At 65.6% G+C, this 15,539-nt stretch carries 11 protein-coding genes; 6 read left to right on the top strand and 5 right to left on the bottom strand.

Annotated features, from left to right (window positions below; genetic code table 11):
• The first annotated feature begins 115 nt into the window (after positions 1-115).
• On the top strand, positions 116-814 hold the full coding sequence (locus MF4836_RS19230) for an OmpW/AlkL family protein (RefSeq protein WP_078471591.1): 699 nt from the start codon (positions 116-118) through the stop codon (positions 812-814).
• Positions 815-871: 57 nt separating this feature from the next.
• Here the strand turns inward: MF4836_RS19230 and MF4836_RS19225 are convergent, their stop codons facing one another.
• The gene (locus MF4836_RS19225) at positions 872-1,804 is read right to left on the bottom strand and encodes an NAD-dependent epimerase/dehydratase family protein (protein WP_078471590.1); all 933 of its coding nucleotides are present in this window, start codon (positions 1,802-1,804) and stop codon (positions 872-874) included.
• Positions 1,797-2,681, bottom strand: coding sequence for a sugar nucleotide-binding protein (locus MF4836_RS19220; RefSeq protein WP_078471589.1), 885 nt, complete (start codon positions 2,679-2,681; stop codon positions 1,797-1,799). Before MF4836_RS19220 ends, MF4836_RS19225 begins: the two co-directional genes overlap by 8 nt.
• Before the next feature lie 255 nt (positions 2,682-2,936).
• On the opposite strand from MF4836_RS19220, the gene MF4836_RS19215 reads away from it, so the two are divergent.
• The gene (locus MF4836_RS19215; protein ID WP_078471588.1) at positions 2,937-7,253 is read left to right on the top strand and encodes a DEAD/DEAH box helicase; all 4,317 of its coding nucleotides are present in this window, start codon (positions 2,937-2,939) and stop codon (positions 7,251-7,253) included.
• A 12-nt stretch (positions 7,254-7,265) separates the two neighbouring features.
• Here MF4836_RS19215 and MF4836_RS19210 read toward each other — a convergent pair whose 3' ends face one another.
• Entirely contained in the window at positions 7,266-9,395 is a 2,130-nt protein-coding gene (locus MF4836_RS19210; protein WP_078471587.1) for a mechanosensitive ion channel family protein, read from the bottom strand.
• Positions 9,396-9,622: 227 nt separating this feature from the next.
• Here MF4836_RS19210 and MF4836_RS19205 point away from each other — a divergent pair, with 227 nt between their 5' ends.
• From MF4836_RS19205 to MF4836_RS19190, 4 genes are read left to right on the top strand one after another with little or no spacing between them, the layout of a single operon-like run.
• On the top strand, positions 9,623-10,549 hold the full coding sequence (locus MF4836_RS19205; RefSeq protein WP_078471586.1) for a DUF72 domain-containing protein: 927 nt from the start codon (positions 9,623-9,625) through the stop codon (positions 10,547-10,549).
• Entirely contained in the window at positions 10,546-11,343 is a 798-nt protein-coding gene (locus MF4836_RS19200) for an endonuclease/exonuclease/phosphatase family protein (RefSeq protein WP_078471585.1), read from the top strand. The genes MF4836_RS19205 and MF4836_RS19200 overlap by 4 nt, the downstream gene beginning before the upstream one ends.
• Complete coding sequence (gene clsB, locus MF4836_RS19195; protein WP_078471584.1) at positions 11,340-12,632, top strand: cardiolipin synthase ClsB; 1,293 nt, start codon at positions 11,340-11,342, stop codon at positions 12,630-12,632. The genes MF4836_RS19200 and clsB overlap by 4 nt, the downstream gene beginning before the upstream one ends.
• Complete coding sequence (locus tag MF4836_RS19190) at positions 12,629-13,615, top strand: lysylphosphatidylglycerol synthase domain-containing protein (RefSeq protein ID WP_078471583.1); 987 nt, start codon at positions 12,629-12,631, stop codon at positions 13,613-13,615. The genes clsB and MF4836_RS19190 overlap by 4 nt, the downstream gene beginning before the upstream one ends.
• A 34-nt stretch (positions 13,616-13,649) precedes the next feature.
• Here the strand turns inward: MF4836_RS19190 and MF4836_RS19185 are convergent, their stop codons facing one another.
• Positions 13,650-14,405 carry an alpha/beta hydrolase family protein gene (locus tag MF4836_RS19185; protein WP_020297876.1) on the bottom strand — a complete coding sequence of 252 codons (756 nt, stop codon included), beginning with the start codon at positions 14,403-14,405 and terminating at the stop codon, positions 13,650-13,652.
• Positions 14,395-15,504 (bottom strand): DUF3182 family protein, encoded by a 1,110-nt coding sequence (locus MF4836_RS19180; RefSeq protein ID WP_078471582.1) that lies wholly within the window; start codon positions 15,502-15,504, stop codon positions 14,395-14,397. The genes MF4836_RS19185 and MF4836_RS19180 overlap by 11 nt, the downstream gene beginning before the upstream one ends.
• Positions 15,505-15,539 lie beyond the last annotated feature (35 nt).

Below are 15,539 nucleotides of genomic sequence, written 5' to 3'. Positions count from 1 at the left end.
AATAGTTCATGGCTTTGGCCAGCCATGACGATTTCATTGAGCTGAGTCAACGCCTGGGCGCGGACGATCTTTACCATTGGACACAGCCAACTTGAACCGTCCTTTGGAGCCCTCCATGCACAAGTCCTTGCTCAGCGCCTCCCTGATTGCGCTCGCACTCGCCGCCCCCGCTGCCCACGCCCACGAAGCGGGCGAAATTCTGGTCCGCGCCGGTGCCATCACCGTCAACCCGAAAGCCGACAGCGGCAACGTCAGGGTCGATCGCGGTTCGCTGGCAGGTACCAACCTGAACGGCAAGGCGACCATGAGCAGCGACACCCAGCTGGGCTTGAACTTTGCCTACATGATCACCAACAACATTGGTATCGAGCTGCTGGCCGCCACGCCGTTCGAACACGATGTGAAACTCAAGAACACCGACCTGGGCCCAGCCAATGGCAAGCTCGGTACCCTCAAGCACCTGCCGCCGACCCTGAGCGTGGTCTACTACCCGCTGGACTCCAAGTCGGTGTTCCAGCCCTATGTCGGCGCCGGTATCAACTACACCTGGATCTACGACGAGCACGTCGGCAGCCGCGCCAGCGAAGCCGGTTTCGACAACTTCCGCGCCAAGAACTCCTGGGGCCTGGCCTGGCAGGTGGGTGCGGACTACATGCTGACCGACAAGCTGATGGTCAACGCCCAAGTGCGTTACATCGACATCAACACCACCGCTTATGTCGACAACGTCGCTGTGGGTTCGGGCACTCGGGCCAAGGTCAATGTCGACGTGGACCCGATGGTCTACATGGTCGGCCTGGGCTACAAGTTCTAAGCCCGACAGACAAAAAAGGCGCCTCTCGGGGCGCCTTTTTCATGCCTGGAATAAACCTCAACGCCCCAGAAGACGCGCCAGGCCAACGCTCATCGGCGTCTGCTCGGCCAGGGTGAAGCGCTCCAGCAGACGCTGGTTGTTGGCCCGGGAATGGCGGATATCGCCCGAGCGCGGCGGGCCATAGCTGATCGGCGGCAACTGACCCAGCACCTGCTCCAGGGCTTCAAGCATCTGCTTGAGGGTCATCGACTGATTCAGGCCGACGTTGACCGCCCCGACTTCCAGCTGCGGCGCTTCGATGGCTTGCACCAGCAGGCTCACCAGGTCTTCGACATACATGAAATCGCGGGTCTGCTCGCCGTCGCCGAACACGGTGATCGGCAGGCCCTGCTGCGCGCGCGCGCAGAAAATGCTGATCACCCCGGAGTAAGGCGAAGACGGATCCTGGCGTGGGCCGAAGATGTTGAAGAAGCGGAAGATCGCCGGCTCCAGCCCATGTTGGCGCCGGTAGAAATCCAGGTAGTACTCGCTGGCCAGCTTGTCCGAAGCGTAGGGCGTCAACGGTGCCTTGGGCGTGTCTTCGTCGATCGAATGGCCTTCGCCATTGTTGCCGTAGATGGCCGCGCTGGAGGCGAACAGCACGCGCTTGACTCCGGCCTCGCGCATCGCTTCGCAGACGTTCAAGGTGCCGATGAAGTTGCTCTGGTGGGTGCGCACCGGGTCGTCCACCGAAGCTTGTACCGAGGCCACGGCCGCCAGATGGGCCACGGCCTGGCAACCGACCATGGCCCGGGCCACCAGGGCCGCATCGGCGACATCGCCTTCGAGCAATTCCAGGCGCGGGTTATCCAGTGCCAGGTTGCTGCGCTTGCCGGTCGACAGATTATCGAGGATACGCACCGCGTACCCCTTGGCGAGCAGCGCATCGCTCAGGTGCGAGCCGATAAAACCGGCGCCGCCGGTGATCAGTACAGGGCGATCATCAGCCATGTCGGTAATACCTATCCAGTAATGCCGGGAGCCCGGCGCGCCAGGCGCGGGGCTTGATCCCGAAGGTGTGCAGAATTTTCTTGCAGGCCAGCACCGCGTGCTGCGGCTCGTCGGCGGCGTCCGGCCGCGCGGCGTGGGCCTGGGCGGTGGGCGACTCGATGGCCAGGGGGTGTTGCTGGCGGGCTTCGGTGAGCACCGCCTGGCCCAGGGCCAATGTGGTGGTCGCCTCGTGGCCGGCGTAGTGATAAGTGCCCCACAGCGGCGCGGCGCAATCGAGCTGCTTGAGCACCGAGATGATCACCCGTGCCGCATCGTCCACCGGCGTCGGATTGCCGCGCCGGTCATCGGCCATAAACAGTTCTTCAGCGGTTTCGGCGCAGGCCAGGAAGCGCCCGAGGGTGCCATCGGCGCTGTCGTCGAGCAGCCAGCCAAAACGCAGCAGCACATGCTGCGGGCAGGTGGCGCGTACGCTTTGCTCGATCCGCCACAAAGCCTGGCCGCGCAGCCCCAGAGGGACGGGTTCGTCTTTTTCGCTGTAGGCGGTGGCCCGCGAACCGTCGAAGACCCGGTAGCTGGAAGGCTGCACAAGAATGATGTTGTGATGCTGGCACAGCTCGGACAGCCGCTCGACAGCACGCTCCTGGCCGGCCAGGCGTGCCTCGGGCACGGCCTCCGCCTGAAACCAGTCGAAGTAGTACGCAAGGTTGATCAAGGCATCCGGGCGGGTGTCGTCGAGCAGTTGCGTGAGGCTCGCGGCATCCCAGCCGTCTTGCGGCGGACGGGGGGCGAGGAAGCCGATGTCTTCCTCCGCACCCAGGCGAATCAGCGCCTGCCCAAGGGCATTTCCGCCGCCCAGTAACATAAGGCGCATTCGCATAGAGTCAGCAGGCCCAGTCTGTTCGGAACGATGGTTTGAGTCGGCCAAACCCGCGGGTTCAGCCATCGAGAATTGCCGGAATCGTTGCATTTTGCGGGTTTGTGGCGCAACCGTCACGGATAAAGTAAACACGCGCCAAGCCGTTGGCACCTTACCCGAAAAAATCACCCTTGTAGCCGCAGCCATGCCCGGTGTGCCGCCCAGGCCGCCCGGCGGGCCTTGCAAGTGACTTGAGACGACCGCATAACTCAGTCCATGAATCTTCCCCACTCCGCGGACAACGCCCTGGCCGGCTTCCACCCCGCCGTCAGCGCCTGGTTCAACGCCACCTTCCCCGCGGTCACCGCCGCGCAGGCTAAAGCCTGGCCGTTGATTCGCCAGCGCCAGTCGACCCTGATCGCCGCGCCCACCGGCTCCGGCAAGACCCTGACCGCGTTTCTCGCGGTGCTCGACGACCTGGTCTGGCGTGGCCTGGAACAAGGCGGCGAGTTGCCGGACGCGACCCTGGTGGTGTACGTCTCGCCGCTCAAGGCGCTGAGTAACGATATACAGATCAACCTGCAGAACCCCCTGGCCGGCATCACCGAGCAATTGCGCGCCATGGGCCTGCCCGAGCTGCGCATCAGCACCGCCGTGCGCACCGGCGACACCCCGCAGAAAGAACGCAGCGCCATGCGCAAGCATGCGCCGCACATCCTGGTCACCACCCCGGAGTCGCTGTACGTGCTGCTGGGTTCCGACTCCGGGCGGCGAATGCTCGCCAGCACGCGCACGGTGATCGTCGATGAAATCCATGCCATCGCCGCAGGCAAGCGCGGCAGCCACCTGGCCCTGAGCCTGGAGCGCCTGCAAGCGTTGTGCGCCGAACCGCTGATGCGCATCGGCCTGTCGGCCACGCAAAAGCCGATCGACGCCGTATCGCGCTTCCTGGTCGGCACCCAGCGGCCCTGCGCCATTGTCGATATCGGCCATGCGCGCCCCCGGGACCTGGGCATCGAGGTGCCGCCGGTGCCGCTGTCGGCAGTGATGGCCAACGATGTCTGGGAGCTGGTGTATGAGCGCCTGGCCCAACTGGCGCGGGAACACCGCACCACGCTGATTTTCGTCAATACCCGGCGCCTCGCCGAACGCCTGGCGCGGCATTTGAGCGAGCGCCTGGGCAAGCAGGCGGTAGCCGCGCACCACGGCAGCCTGGCCAAGGAGCAACGCCTGGATGCCGAACAGCGGCTCAAGCGCGGCGAATTGCAGGTACTGATCGCCACCGCCTCCCTGGAACTGGGGATCGATATCGGCGAGGTCGACCTGGTGTGCCAGATCGGCTCGCCGCGCTCCATCTCCGCGTTCCTGCAACGGGTCGGGCGCTCCGGGCACCAGGTCGGCGGCACTCCCAAAGGCCGGCTGTTCGCCCTGTCCCGCGACGACTTGATCGAATGCACGGCCCTGCTCGACTGTGTGCGCCGCGGCGAACTGGACACCCTGCACATCCCCGTGGCGCCGCTGGATGTGCTGGCGCAGCAGATCATTGCCGAAGTCAGTTGCCAGGAATGGCAGGAGCAGGCGCTGTTGCAGATGATTCGCCGGGCCACGCCCTATGCCTCCCTCGACGAGGCGCATTACCAGGCCCTGCTGAAAATGCTCGCCGAAGGCTACAACGGGCGCCAGGGCATCCGCAGCGCCTACCTGCATCGCGACGCCGTGGGCGGGGCCTTGCGCGGGCGCCGGGGCAGCAGGCTGACGGCGGTGACCAGCGGCGGCACCATCCCCGACAATGCCGACTACAGCGTGCTGCTCGAACCCCAGGCGCTGAACATCGGCAGCGTCAACGAAGACTTCGCGGTCGAGAGCATCGCCGGCGATGTGTTCCAGCTGGGCAATACCTCGTACCGCATCCTGCGGGTCGAACCGGGCCGGGTGCGGGTCGAGGATGCCCAGGGCCAGCCGCCGACTATCCCTTTCTGGCTGGGCGAGGCGCCCGGGCGCAGTGCCGAGCTGTCCCAGGCCGTGGCGCGCCTGCTGGGGCAACTCGACGCATTGCTGGCCGCCAGCCCCGGCAATGTGCAACCGAGCCTCGACTGGCTGACCGAACACCTTGGCCTGAACCTCGCCAGCGCCGAGCAACTGGTGGAATACCTGGCCCGGGCGCGGCTGGCCCTCGGCGCGTTGCCGTCCCAGGACACCCTGGTCATGGAGCGCTTTTTCGATGAGTCCGGCGGCACCCAACTGATTATCCATACGCCCTACGGCAGTCGGATCAACCGCGCCTGGGGCCTGGCCCTGCGCAAGCGCTTCTGCCGCACCTTCAACTTCGAATTGCAGGCGGCGGCCAGCGAGGACGCGATCGTGCTGTCGCTGTCCACCAGCCACAGCTTCGAGCTGGACGAGGTGTGGCGTTACCTGCACAGCAACAGCGCCGAGCACATCCTGATCCAGGCGGTGCTCGATGCGCCGCTGTTCGGGGTGCGCTGGCGCTGGAACGCCGGGGTGGCCATGGCGTTGCCGCGTTTTACCGGCGGGCGCAAAGTGGCGCCGCAGATCCAGCGCATGAAAAGCGAAGACCTGATCGCCAGCGTCTTTCCCGATCAGATCGCCTGCCTGGAGAACCTCGCCGGCGAGCGGGAAATCCCCGACCACCCGCTGGTGGAGCAGACCCTCGACGATTGCCTGCACGAAGCCATGGACAGCGAAGGCTGGCTGGCGCTGCTGCGGCGCATCGAGCAGGGTCAGGTGCGCCTGATCAGCCGCGACCTGCCGGCGCCCTCGCCCCTGGCCGCAGAAATTCTCAACGCCAAGCCCTACACCTTTCTCGACGATGCGCCGCTTGAAGAACGCCGTACCCAGGCCGTGCTCAACCGGCGCTGGAGCGACCCGCAAGCCAGCGACGACCTCGGCGCCCTGGACCCCGAAGCGATCCAGAGCGTGCGCGACGAGGCCTGGCCGCTACCGGCCAATGCCGATGAAATGCACGAAGCGCTGATGAGCCTGGGCACGATCAGCGCCGGCGAAGCTCAGGCCCAACCGCAGTGGCCGCAGTGGTTGCAGGAGCTGGCCGAGCATGGCCGCGCCAGTTGCTTGCCGATCGGCCAGGGCCATGCCCTGTGGGTCGCCCGGGAACGCCTGGTGTGCCTGCAAGCGCTGTACCCCGAGGCCCGCGCGCAGCCGGCGCTGGCCCCGCTGCCGGGTTTTGACCAGCCCTGGGACGCCGACGCGGCACGGGTGGAAATCCTCCGCGCGCGCCTGGGTGGCTTTGGCCCGCTGACCCTGGAGCAGATCGCCGCGCCCCTGCAATTGCCGCCCTCGACCATCGCCCAGGCCCTGGCCCAACTGGAAAGCGAGGGCTATGTGTTGCGCGGGCATTTCAGCCCCGGCACCGAGGAGGCGCAATGGTGCGAACGGCACCTGCTGGCGCGTATCCATCGCTACACGGTCAAGCGCCTGCGCCGGGAAATCGAGCCGGTGGCGTTGCAGGATTTCATGCGCTTTCTATTCGACTGGCAGCACCTGTCTGCCGGCACCCGGGGCCAGGGCAGCGCCATGCTGGCGCAAGTGGTCGGCCAGCTGGAAGGCTACCCGGCAGCAGCTTCGGCCTGGGACAGCGACCTGTTGCCGGCGCGGCTCAAGGATTATTCCGCCACCTGGCTCGATGAGCTGTGCCGCAGCGGCAAGCTGGTGTGGAGCCGCCTCAGTGCCCAGCACAGCCTCAGCGGCAGCGCGCTGCGCAGCACGCCGGTGGTCCTGCTGCCACGGGCTCAGGTGCCGCTCTGGAGTTCGCTCACAGCACCGCCCGAAAGCCATGAATTGTCACCCAAGGCGCAAAAGGTGCACGCCGCCCTGAGCCAGCACGGGGCACTGTTTTTCGACGAACTGGTGCACGAGGCCCATCTGCTGCGCAGCGAACTGGAGATTGCCCTGCAGGAGCTGGTGGGAGCCGGCCTGGTCAATGCCGACAGCTTTGCCGGGCTGCGGGCGCTGATCACCCCGGCCAGCAAACGCCAGGCCCGCAGCAGCCGACGTGGCCGTGGCGCGTTTGTCGGCGGCATGGACGATGCCGGGCGCTGGGCGCTGCTGCGACGGGCGCCCGCCGACCCGGCGCCCCTGTCCAACCGTCCCGCCGCCACTGCACCGGCCACTCTGGAGCACGTAGCGATGACCCTGCTGCGCCGCTACGGCGTGGTGTTCTGGCGCTTGCTGGAGCGTGAAGCCGACTGGTTGCCAAGCTGGCGCGAACTGCTGCGCACCTTTCATCGCCTGGAAGCCCGGGGCGAGATTCGCGGCGGCCGTTTTGTCAGCGGCCTTGCCGGTGAGCAATTCGCCCTGCCCGAAGCCATCCCGCTGCTGCGCGAAGTGCGGCGCCGGCCCCACGACGGCAGCCTGGTCGCAGTGTGCGGGGTCGATCCGCTGAACCTCGTCGGCACCTTGTTGCCCGGCAGCAAGGTGCCGGCGCTGGCCGGCAACCGCCTGGTGTACCGCGACGGTGTGCCGGCGGCGGCGCACATTGCCGGCAAACCTCACTTCTGGCTGGAGCTGGACGACCACGCCACCCTGTTGCTGCGCACCGCCCTCACCCACCACTGAACACCACGCCGGCTACTGCGGGCGTGGCTGGTCAGGCAAGAGCACGCCCGGGGTGTCGTGGTGCTCCGGCTCATCCTCCTGGGCGTTGCGCTTGGGCAGCAGCACCTGCTGTGGATAAGTCTGGGCGAAGTGCACCCAGGGGCTGTTATCCACAAGCTTTTTCAGGCGCTGGTTGAAGGCACGGTTGACCGCGTACTGGCCGCCGGAGACGGTGCGGAACTGCGCGGTCAGGACCACGCCGTTGAGGTCCATCTTGTCCACCCCGAACACATCCAGCGAACCTTGCAGGTTGTATTTGAGGAACGGGTCTTCGCTGATGGAGCGGCCGGCTTCGCGGATCAATTCCACCGCCTTGTCGACGTCGGTGTCGTAGGTGAACTGCACCGAGAAAAACGCATAGGCGAACTGCCGGGACTGGTTGGTGACCGCCTTGATCTGGCCGAACGGCACCGAATGCACGAAACCCTTGCCGTCGCGCAGGCGCAAGGTGCGAATGGTCAGGCCCTCGACGGTGCCGGCGTGGCCGGAGTCGAGCACCACCCAGTCGCCCACCGACAGCGTGTCTTCGATGATGATGAACAGCCCGGTGATCACGTCCTGCACCAGTTGCTGCGAACCGAAACCAATCGCCAGGCCGACCACCCCGGCACCCGCCAGCAACGGGCCGACGTTGATCCCCAGGTTGGCCATGGTGGTGATCGCGCAGATCACCACCAGCACGATTTTGATCGCATTGCGCAGCAGCGGCAGGATGGTCTTGACCCGGGTACTGGGCTGGCGTGCGCCGCGTTTGCTGACCGGCGGTTTCAAGGCTTCCTGGATCGCCGTGTCCAGCACCACCCACAGCAGCCAGGTGACGAGGAAGATCAGGCCGATGCTGCTCAGGGAATCGCTGATGGCCCGGCCCACGGTATTGCGCTGGGCGAATTCGAACAGTGACAGGCCCCAGATCCGCCCGAGGATTTCAATGAAGGCGATGGCCATGACAATGCGCAGCAAGGCGTGCAGCAAACTCAAAAAGCGTTCCTTGTAGGCGCTGCTGCGTTGCAGGGCCTGGGCACTGCGGGACTTGAACAGGTGCTGGAACACGGTGCTGAGAAACACCGTGGCGATCAGCAATACCGTGGTCAGCAAGGCGCAACGCAGGGCTTTCTGGTTGTCTTCGCCGACACCGATCAGGTTGATCGCCGAGACCAGCACCATCAGCAGGATCGGCCAGTACCAGAGCCCGGAGAAAATCCGCAGCGACTCTTGCAGCGCCGGTTGCTTGAGGCGCTGGGCCAGGGGGCGGTTGCGAATCAGGTGCGCCACCGGCCGGCGCAGGCGGATCACCAGCAGGCCGAAAATCACCGAAGCGAACAGACCGGTGAACACCGCAATGCTGCTGGTGATATTGCCGCCCAACTGCCGGGCGATCTGCGGGCTGGTCAGGGCATCACTGAGGGCCGCGAGAAAACCGATCAGGAACAACGGCCGGGGGCAATGACGGCGAATGATCTGCACCGCAGGGCGTTTGTGGCCGACATTGAACATCACCACCAGGCACAGCAGCACCGAGGTGGAGACAATGCCGCTGCTGGTGGCGTAGGCAAAGCACAGGGCCAGGGCCCGGCCCACCGACGCCTGCAGAAAGTGGCTGGCGTACAGGGTCAGCGGCAGGCAGATCAGCGCCGGCAAGGTGTAGGGCAGCAAATATCCGAGCAGGGACTGGCTGCGCTGGCGGGTCACCAACAGGCGGTGCCGGTTCAGGCGCTTGGCGAACAGCCCGGCGGCCAGGGTGAGCACGATGAAGGCGCCGATCCACACCCCCGACAGCATCAGGAAGTCGCCGACGACGCTCCAGGTCGAGCGATCCGAGGGCTGGTTGACCAGGCGGCCCACCTCGTCCGCCGCCCGGTCGGCGCGCAGGCGCCAGGCGTCCACCAGGTTTTCATTCAGGTCGAGTTTTTGCTGGACGTCATCGATGCTCGAACTGATGGCCCCGAGCAGGCCGCCTTGCACCAGCAGTTCGGGTTTGGCCGGCGCCTCGGCGGCGTCGGTGCTGGTGCTGGCCGCAGGTGCCGGTGCTGCGGCGGCTTGCAGCTCGCTGCTGCCGAACACCAGTACGATCCCCAGCAATAGCGCGATCTTGAAATTGAACAAAACGCGGAGCTCCTTGAGAAGGGTCTGTAAGGAACTGATCGGCAAATGCCCGGCAAGTTCGGTTTGCCGCGCAATCAGTCCGGCGGAGCAGTGCCATCCGCGGAGCCATCCGCGGAGCCATCTGCAGTGCCATCCGCAGTGCCATCGGTAGCCCCGTCGAAACTTTCCCGCACTCGCCACAGTCAGCAAAACATCGGGGCAATGCACGGCGGCGCACGGGAGGACACATGGCGGCGATTCATATCGGTATCTCGGGCTGGCGCTACACGCCCTGGCGCGGGGGCTTCTACCCCAAGGGTCTGACCCAGAAGCGCGAGCTGCAATTCGCCTCGCGGGCGGTCAACAGCATCGAGATCAACGGTTCGTTCTACGCCCTGCAAACGCCCGAGCGTTATGCCCAGTGGTACGCCGAAACGCCCGAGCACTTCGTGTTCAGCGTCAAGGCCCCGCGCTTCATCACCCATATCCGGCGCTTGCGGGACATTCACGGGCCCATGGCCAACTTTTTCGCCTCCGGGGTCCTGGAGCTCAAGGGCAAACTCGGGGCGATCCTCTGGCAGTTTCCGCCGAGTTTCAAATTCGACCCTGAACTGTTCGAGCACTTTCTCGCCCAACTGCCGGCCAACACCCAGCAGGCCGCCGCCCTGGCCCGCCAGCACGAGCCGCGCCTGGACGGCAAGGCCAGCTCCAAGGCCTACCGCAAGCGACCGTTGCGCCATGCCGTGGAGATTCGTCACCCAAGCTTTGCCGTGCCCGCCTTCACCGACCTGCTGCGGCGTTATGGCGTGGCCCTGGTGATCGCCGATGCGGCGGGCAAGTGGCCTTACTGCGAAGACCTGACCTGCGGCTTCGTCTACCTGCGCCTGCATGGCCAGGAGCAGTTGTATGCCAGCGGCTACACCGCCGCCGCCCTGAAACACTGGGGCGACCGCATCGATACCTGGAGCCACGGCCGCCAACCCTCGGACGCGCATCTGATCGACCCCCGTCGCCGACCCCGGGCGCGCAAGAGCCGCGAAGTGTTCTGCTACTTCGACAACGACCTCAAAGTGCGCGCGCCCTTCGATGCGCGCCAGTTGCTGCAACGCTTCGGCCTGGACCGCGACCTGGCCACCGAACCCGGCCAGCCAGCCGCACCGGGAGCCCTGCCATGAGCAGCCAGCAGACTGCGGTGCTCAGTGATCCTGCGACGCCCGTCGAAGCCCGGGTGCAGCGCTTCAGTATCCTCACGGTCAATACCCACAAGGGCTTCACGGCGCTGAACCGGCGTTTCATTCTTCCCGAATTGCGCGAAGCGGTGCGCAGCGTCGGCGCCGACCTGGTGTTCCTGCAAGAGGTGCACGGCACCCACGAGCAGCACCCGCAGCGCTACAGCAACTGGCCGAGCATGCCGCAATACGAGTTTCTCGCCGACAGCATCTGGCCGCAGTTCGCCTACGGGCGCAACGCGGTGTACCCGGAGGGCGACCATGGCAATGCGGTGCTGTCGAAATTCCCGATCATCCGCCACGACAACCTCGACATCTCCCTCAACGGCCATGAAAACCGCGGCCTGCTGCACTGTGTCATGCAGCTGCCCGGTCAGGAGCAGGAGCTGCACGGGATCTGCGTGCACCTCGGGCTGCGGGAGGACCACCGCGTGCAGCAGTTGAACCTGTTGCTGCAACGCCTGGAGCAGATCCCGCCCGGGGCCCCGGTGATCGTCGCCGGCGACTTCAATGACTGGCGCCAGCGGGCCGATCAGGTGCTGGCCGGCAGCGGCTTGCGCGAAGCCTTTGTCGATGCCCATGGCAAGCCGGCCCGCAGCTTTCCGGCGCGCTGGCCGCTGCTGCGGCTGGACCGCATTTACCTGCGCAATCTGCGCATCCATCGGCCCCAGGTACTGGCGGCTCACCCCTGGTCCCATCTTTCCGACCACGCGCCGCTGTCGGTGGAGGTCGAATTATGAGCAGCACGCCCCTGGAAAAAACCACCCTGGAACCCCTCGCCAACCCCGTGGCACCTAGTGAAACGCCGGCCTCGGACCTGGAATACGACTGGCACAGCAACAACCGGGTCGAACTGCTGGAGAACGGCGAGGCCTACTTCCCACGGGTGTTCGCCGCACTGCGCCAGGCCCGGAGCGAGATCCTCCTGGAAACCTTCATCCTCTTCGAAGACAAGGTGGGCAATGAGCTGCATGCCATCCTGATCGAGGCTGCGCAACGCGGGGTACGGGTCACGGTGAGCCTCGACGGTTTTGGCTGCGGCGAGCTGAGCCGGGATTTCCTCGGCGCCCTGAGCGAGGCCGGAGTGCACCTGCAATTGTTCGACCCGGCACGGCCGCTGCTGGGGGTGCGCACCAACTGGTTTCGTCGGCTGCACCGCAAGATCGTAGTGGTCGACGGGCGCCTGGCGTTTATCGGCGGGATCAATTTCTCCGCCGATCACCTGGCGGATTTCGGCCCCGAAGCCAAGCAGGATTACGCGGTCGAGATCGAAGGCCCGGCGGTGGTGGATATTCACCATTTCGCCCTGGTGCAAAGCGGTCGCCCGGCCCGGGCCAAATACTGGTGGCAACGGCGCCGTCGACGCCGCTCCGAACTGGCGCTGAGCGACCATGACGGTCAGGTGCGGCTGGTGTATCGGGACAACCGCGAGCATCGCTCGGACATCGAAGAGGTGTACCTGCATGTGCTGCGCGGCGCCCGGCAACGGGTGGTGATCGCCAATGCCTACTTCTTCCCCGGTTACCGCCTGCTGCGGGAAATCCGCAACGCGGCCCGGCGTGGGGTGGATGTGCGCCTGATCCTGCAGGGCGAGCCGGACATGCCCATCGCCAAATTCGCCGCGCGCATGCTCTACGACTACCTGCTCAAGGACGGCGTGACCATCTACGAATACTGCCAGCGCCCGCTGCACGGCAAGGTGGCCCTGGTGGATGAAGACTGGAGCACGGTCGGTTCGAGCAACCTCGACCCCCTGAGCCTGTCGCTGAACCTGGAAGCCAACGTGCTGATCCGCGACCGGGCGTTCAACCGCCTGCTGTTCGAGCGGCTGGAACGGCTGAGCCAGGACCACTGCCAGGCCATGCCGGAAAACCGCCAGCCCCGGGGCCGCCTGTGGCGCCTGACCGTCGGCTTCATGGTGTTTCACTTCCTGCGCCATTTTCCGGCCTGGGCCGGCTGGTTGCCGGCGCACAAACCGCAGCTCAAGCCTTTTGTGCAGCACAAGGCGCCACCGGAGCAGCCGTCATGAGCCAGCCCAGCGCCCACGCAGCGCCCTCCGAGAGCAAGGGTTCCAAGACCCTTTGGCAGCGCCTGAAAAAGCCGCTGACGGTGCTGTTTTTCCTGCTGTTGATCGTGCTGTTCACCCTGCTCGCGCGGCGCATCGACTGGAGCGAAGTGTTCAGCACCCTGGCGGATTTCAAGGTGCGCACCCTGATCATCGCCGCCGGCCTGACCCTGGCCAGTTTTCTGGTGTACGCCTGCTTCGACCTGATCGGCCGCACCTACATCCGCCAGGACCTGGGCTGGCGGCAGATTTTGCCGGTGGGCATCATCAGCTACGCCTTCAACCTCAACCTCAGCGCCTGGGTCGGCGGGATCGCCATGCGCTACCGCCTGTATTCCCGGCTGGGGGTAAGCACCGGCAATATCGCCAAGATCCTCGGCCTGAGCCTGGCCACCAACTGGTTCGGCTATATGGTCCTGGCCGGGGGGGTATTTGCCAGTGGCGTGGTGCAGATGCCTCCCGGCTGGAAACTCAGCAGCAGCGCGTTGCAGGCCGTGGGCGTGCTGTTGCTGCTGCTGAGCATCGGCTACCTGGCCGCATGCCAGTTCTCCCGACGTCGGGAGTGGGCGATCCGTGGCGTGGAAATCAACCTGCCGTCACTGCGCATGGCGCTGCTGCAACTGGCGCTGGGGGCACTCAACTGGTCGTTGATGGCGGCGGTGATTTTCACCCTGCTGCCGGGCAAGCTGGATTACCCGGTGGTGCTCGGGGTGCTGCTGATCAGCAGCATCGCCGGGGTCATCACCCATATCCCGGCCGGGCTCGGGGTGCTGGAGGCGGTCTTTATCGCCCTGCTGCAACACGAGGTGTCCCGGGGCAGCCTGCTTGCCGGGTTGATCGCCTACCGGGCGATCTACTTCATCCTGCCGCTGCTGGTGGCCCTGCTGATGTACCTGGTGGTGGAGGCCAAGGCCAAGGCACTTCGGATAGCGAAGAAACCGGCCTGATGCAGCGCCGGGGTCCTGGCGACGGAGCCGTCGATCAGCGTTCCTGAATGATGCTCAGGCGCTCGCCTACCACCATCTCGGTGATCCAGCTGACGAGGATCGAGGTGTAGGCCTGCTGCGACACCGGATCGCTCAGGGAATGGTCGGCGCCGTCGATGATGCGGTGGGTCAGGGAATGGGTCTGCTGGCACGCCGCGCGGTAACTCATGATGGTGGCGTGGGGCACGTGGTCATCGGTCTCGGACTCCACCAACAGCACATCCCCGGTAAAGGCGGCGCAGGCATGCAGCGCCCGATTGCTGTCGGCGCGCACCAGGCTGCTGCGGTAGTGCATCAGGTCGGCCTTGTCCAGGTCACGCTTGGGCGTATGCCACTGCTCGTCGCGGTACAGCGCGGGCACCCGCAGCGCCAGCCAGCGCACCGGGCGCAGGGAGGTGAGGATGCTCGCCAGGTAGCCGCCGTAGCTGGTGCCAACCACGGCAATCGCCGAGGTGTCCAGGGCCGGGTGCGAGAGCAGCCGGTCATAGGCGGCCAGCAGGTCGCGCAGGTTGTCTTCGCGGGTGACCCGCGACAATGGAATGCCGGTGCCGGCATGCCCCCGCAGATCGAAGGTCAGGCACACGCAGCCCAAGCCGGCGATGCCCTTGGCGCGCTCCAGGTCGCGCTCCTGGCTACCGCCCCAGCCGTGGACGAATAACACCCCCGGTACTTTCGATTTGGGACTGAGAAAATTCCCGCTCATCTGTTCATCATCGATGTCGATTTGAATGCTCTCGCTTCTAGCCGTCATAGGATTGGACCGTTACGTATTTGAGAAGAAAATCGCTGTTGTCCGCCGGCCCGCGATACACCTCGATGGCGTCCGCAGGCAGTGCCTGATCACTGTAGGTTTCCACCGAGGCGACGTTGATCGCGCGCATCCCGGGGTTATTGATAAAGGCCTGCAAGGCCGCCACCTCGGCACTGCTGGCGCCCCCCATGCGCCAGGACTGTTCGAGCACGCCGCTGCGCACCTGGCCGTCGGCGGCCCGGCCCTGGGCGATGTCGTAATTGCGCCGCGAGGCAAAGAAGCCTGGGTAAACCTCATCCGCGGCGCTGTCGAACACCTGGGCCTGCTGCACCGCCAGGCGCACGTCCTGGGGCAGATCCAGGGCCAGCAGCGTTTCGTAGCCACCCTGCACCACCAGCAAGCGCGAACCACCATAGACCTGTTCGCCATGGGCGTCCTCGGTCAGGAATTGCTCGCCGCAATAGCTGATGACGTGGCCGGCGATAAACGACTGGCCAACGCTGTGGGTAATCACCCCTTGCAGGTCCTGTTCAAGCACCACGCCCTCCTCGAACAGGGCGGCGGTCTGCGGCTGGGCCAGGGCCTGGTCGAAATGCTCGAGGCTGTCGATCACCTGTTGCCCGCGGCCGGCACAGGCGTGAATCGGCTTGATGCGGATCGGCCCGCACTCCAGCAAACGGCTGGCGGCGGACCGCGCATCCTGTTCGGAAAACACACTGAAGCCGTCCAGCACCGAGTCCCCGATCCGCTGCGCAAACAGCGGCGACCAGCCCGGCGGCGCTACGGCCTCGGCGCTGAACAAACCGTGGGCGATGGCTTTGGTGGCGATAAAGTCGTGCTCGACATAGCCGCCCCATAAATCGTCCGCATTGGTCACCCCCAACGCACGCGCCGCTTCGGCCCCGACCAGGGTCTGGGTCGGCAACCAGTACAAGTCACGCCCGGCATGCTGCGCCGGGTCGTAGCTGCCGCCGTATTTAAGGCCGAGAATCTGCGCCAGCCAGCGGGCCAGCGCGCGGTTGGTTTCGACTTCATGCAGGGGTGCCTGGGGACGGGTGGAATGCGCGACCACCAGCTTCTTGCGGTTTGTCGAGGTCATGGGGCCACCTTGGCCAACCGGCCGATGAGTGTGCC

This window comes from Pseudomonas sp. MF4836 (assembly GCF_002018875.1).
Classification (GTDB): domain Bacteria; phylum Pseudomonadota; class Gammaproteobacteria; order Pseudomonadales; family Pseudomonadaceae; genus Aquipseudomonas.
The sequence above is the reverse complement of the archived record's forward strand: the minus strand, read 5'-3'. Positions and strand labels throughout refer to the sequence as shown.

What these genes read in the sequence shown, in the direction of transcription:
- MF4836_RS19230 (WP_078471591.1), top strand. Translation starts at nt 116, where the DNA reads ATGCACAAGTCCTTGCTCAGCGCCTCCCTGATTGCGCTCGCACTCGCC.
- MF4836_RS19225 (WP_078471590.1), bottom strand. Translation starts at nt 1,804, where the DNA reads ATGGCTGATGATCGCCCTGTACTGATCACCGGCGGCGCCGGTTTTATC.
- MF4836_RS19220 (WP_078471589.1), bottom strand. Translation starts at nt 2,681, where the DNA reads ATGCGAATGCGCCTTATGTTACTGGGCGGCGGAAATGCCCTTGGGCAG.
- MF4836_RS19215 (WP_078471588.1), top strand. Translation starts at nt 2,937, where the DNA reads ATGAATCTTCCCCACTCCGCGGACAACGCCCTGGCCGGCTTCCACCCC.
- MF4836_RS19205 (WP_078471586.1), top strand. Translation starts at nt 9,623, where the DNA reads ATGGCGGCGATTCATATCGGTATCTCGGGCTGGCGCTACACGCCCTGG.
- MF4836_RS19200 (WP_078471585.1), top strand. Translation starts at nt 10,546, where the DNA reads ATGAGCAGCCAGCAGACTGCGGTGCTCAGTGATCCTGCGACGCCCGTC.
- clsB (WP_078471584.1), top strand. Translation starts at nt 11,340, where the DNA reads ATGAGCAGCACGCCCCTGGAAAAAACCACCCTGGAACCCCTCGCCAAC.
- MF4836_RS19190 (WP_078471583.1), top strand. Translation starts at nt 12,629, where the DNA reads ATGAGCCAGCCCAGCGCCCACGCAGCGCCCTCCGAGAGCAAGGGTTCC.
- MF4836_RS19185 (WP_020297876.1), bottom strand. Translation starts at nt 14,405, where the DNA reads ATGACGGCTAGAAGCGAGAGCATTCAAATCGACATCGATGATGAACAG.
- MF4836_RS19180 (WP_078471582.1), bottom strand. Translation starts at nt 15,504, where the DNA reads ATGACCTCGACAAACCGCAAGAAGCTGGTGGTCGCGCATTCCACCCGT.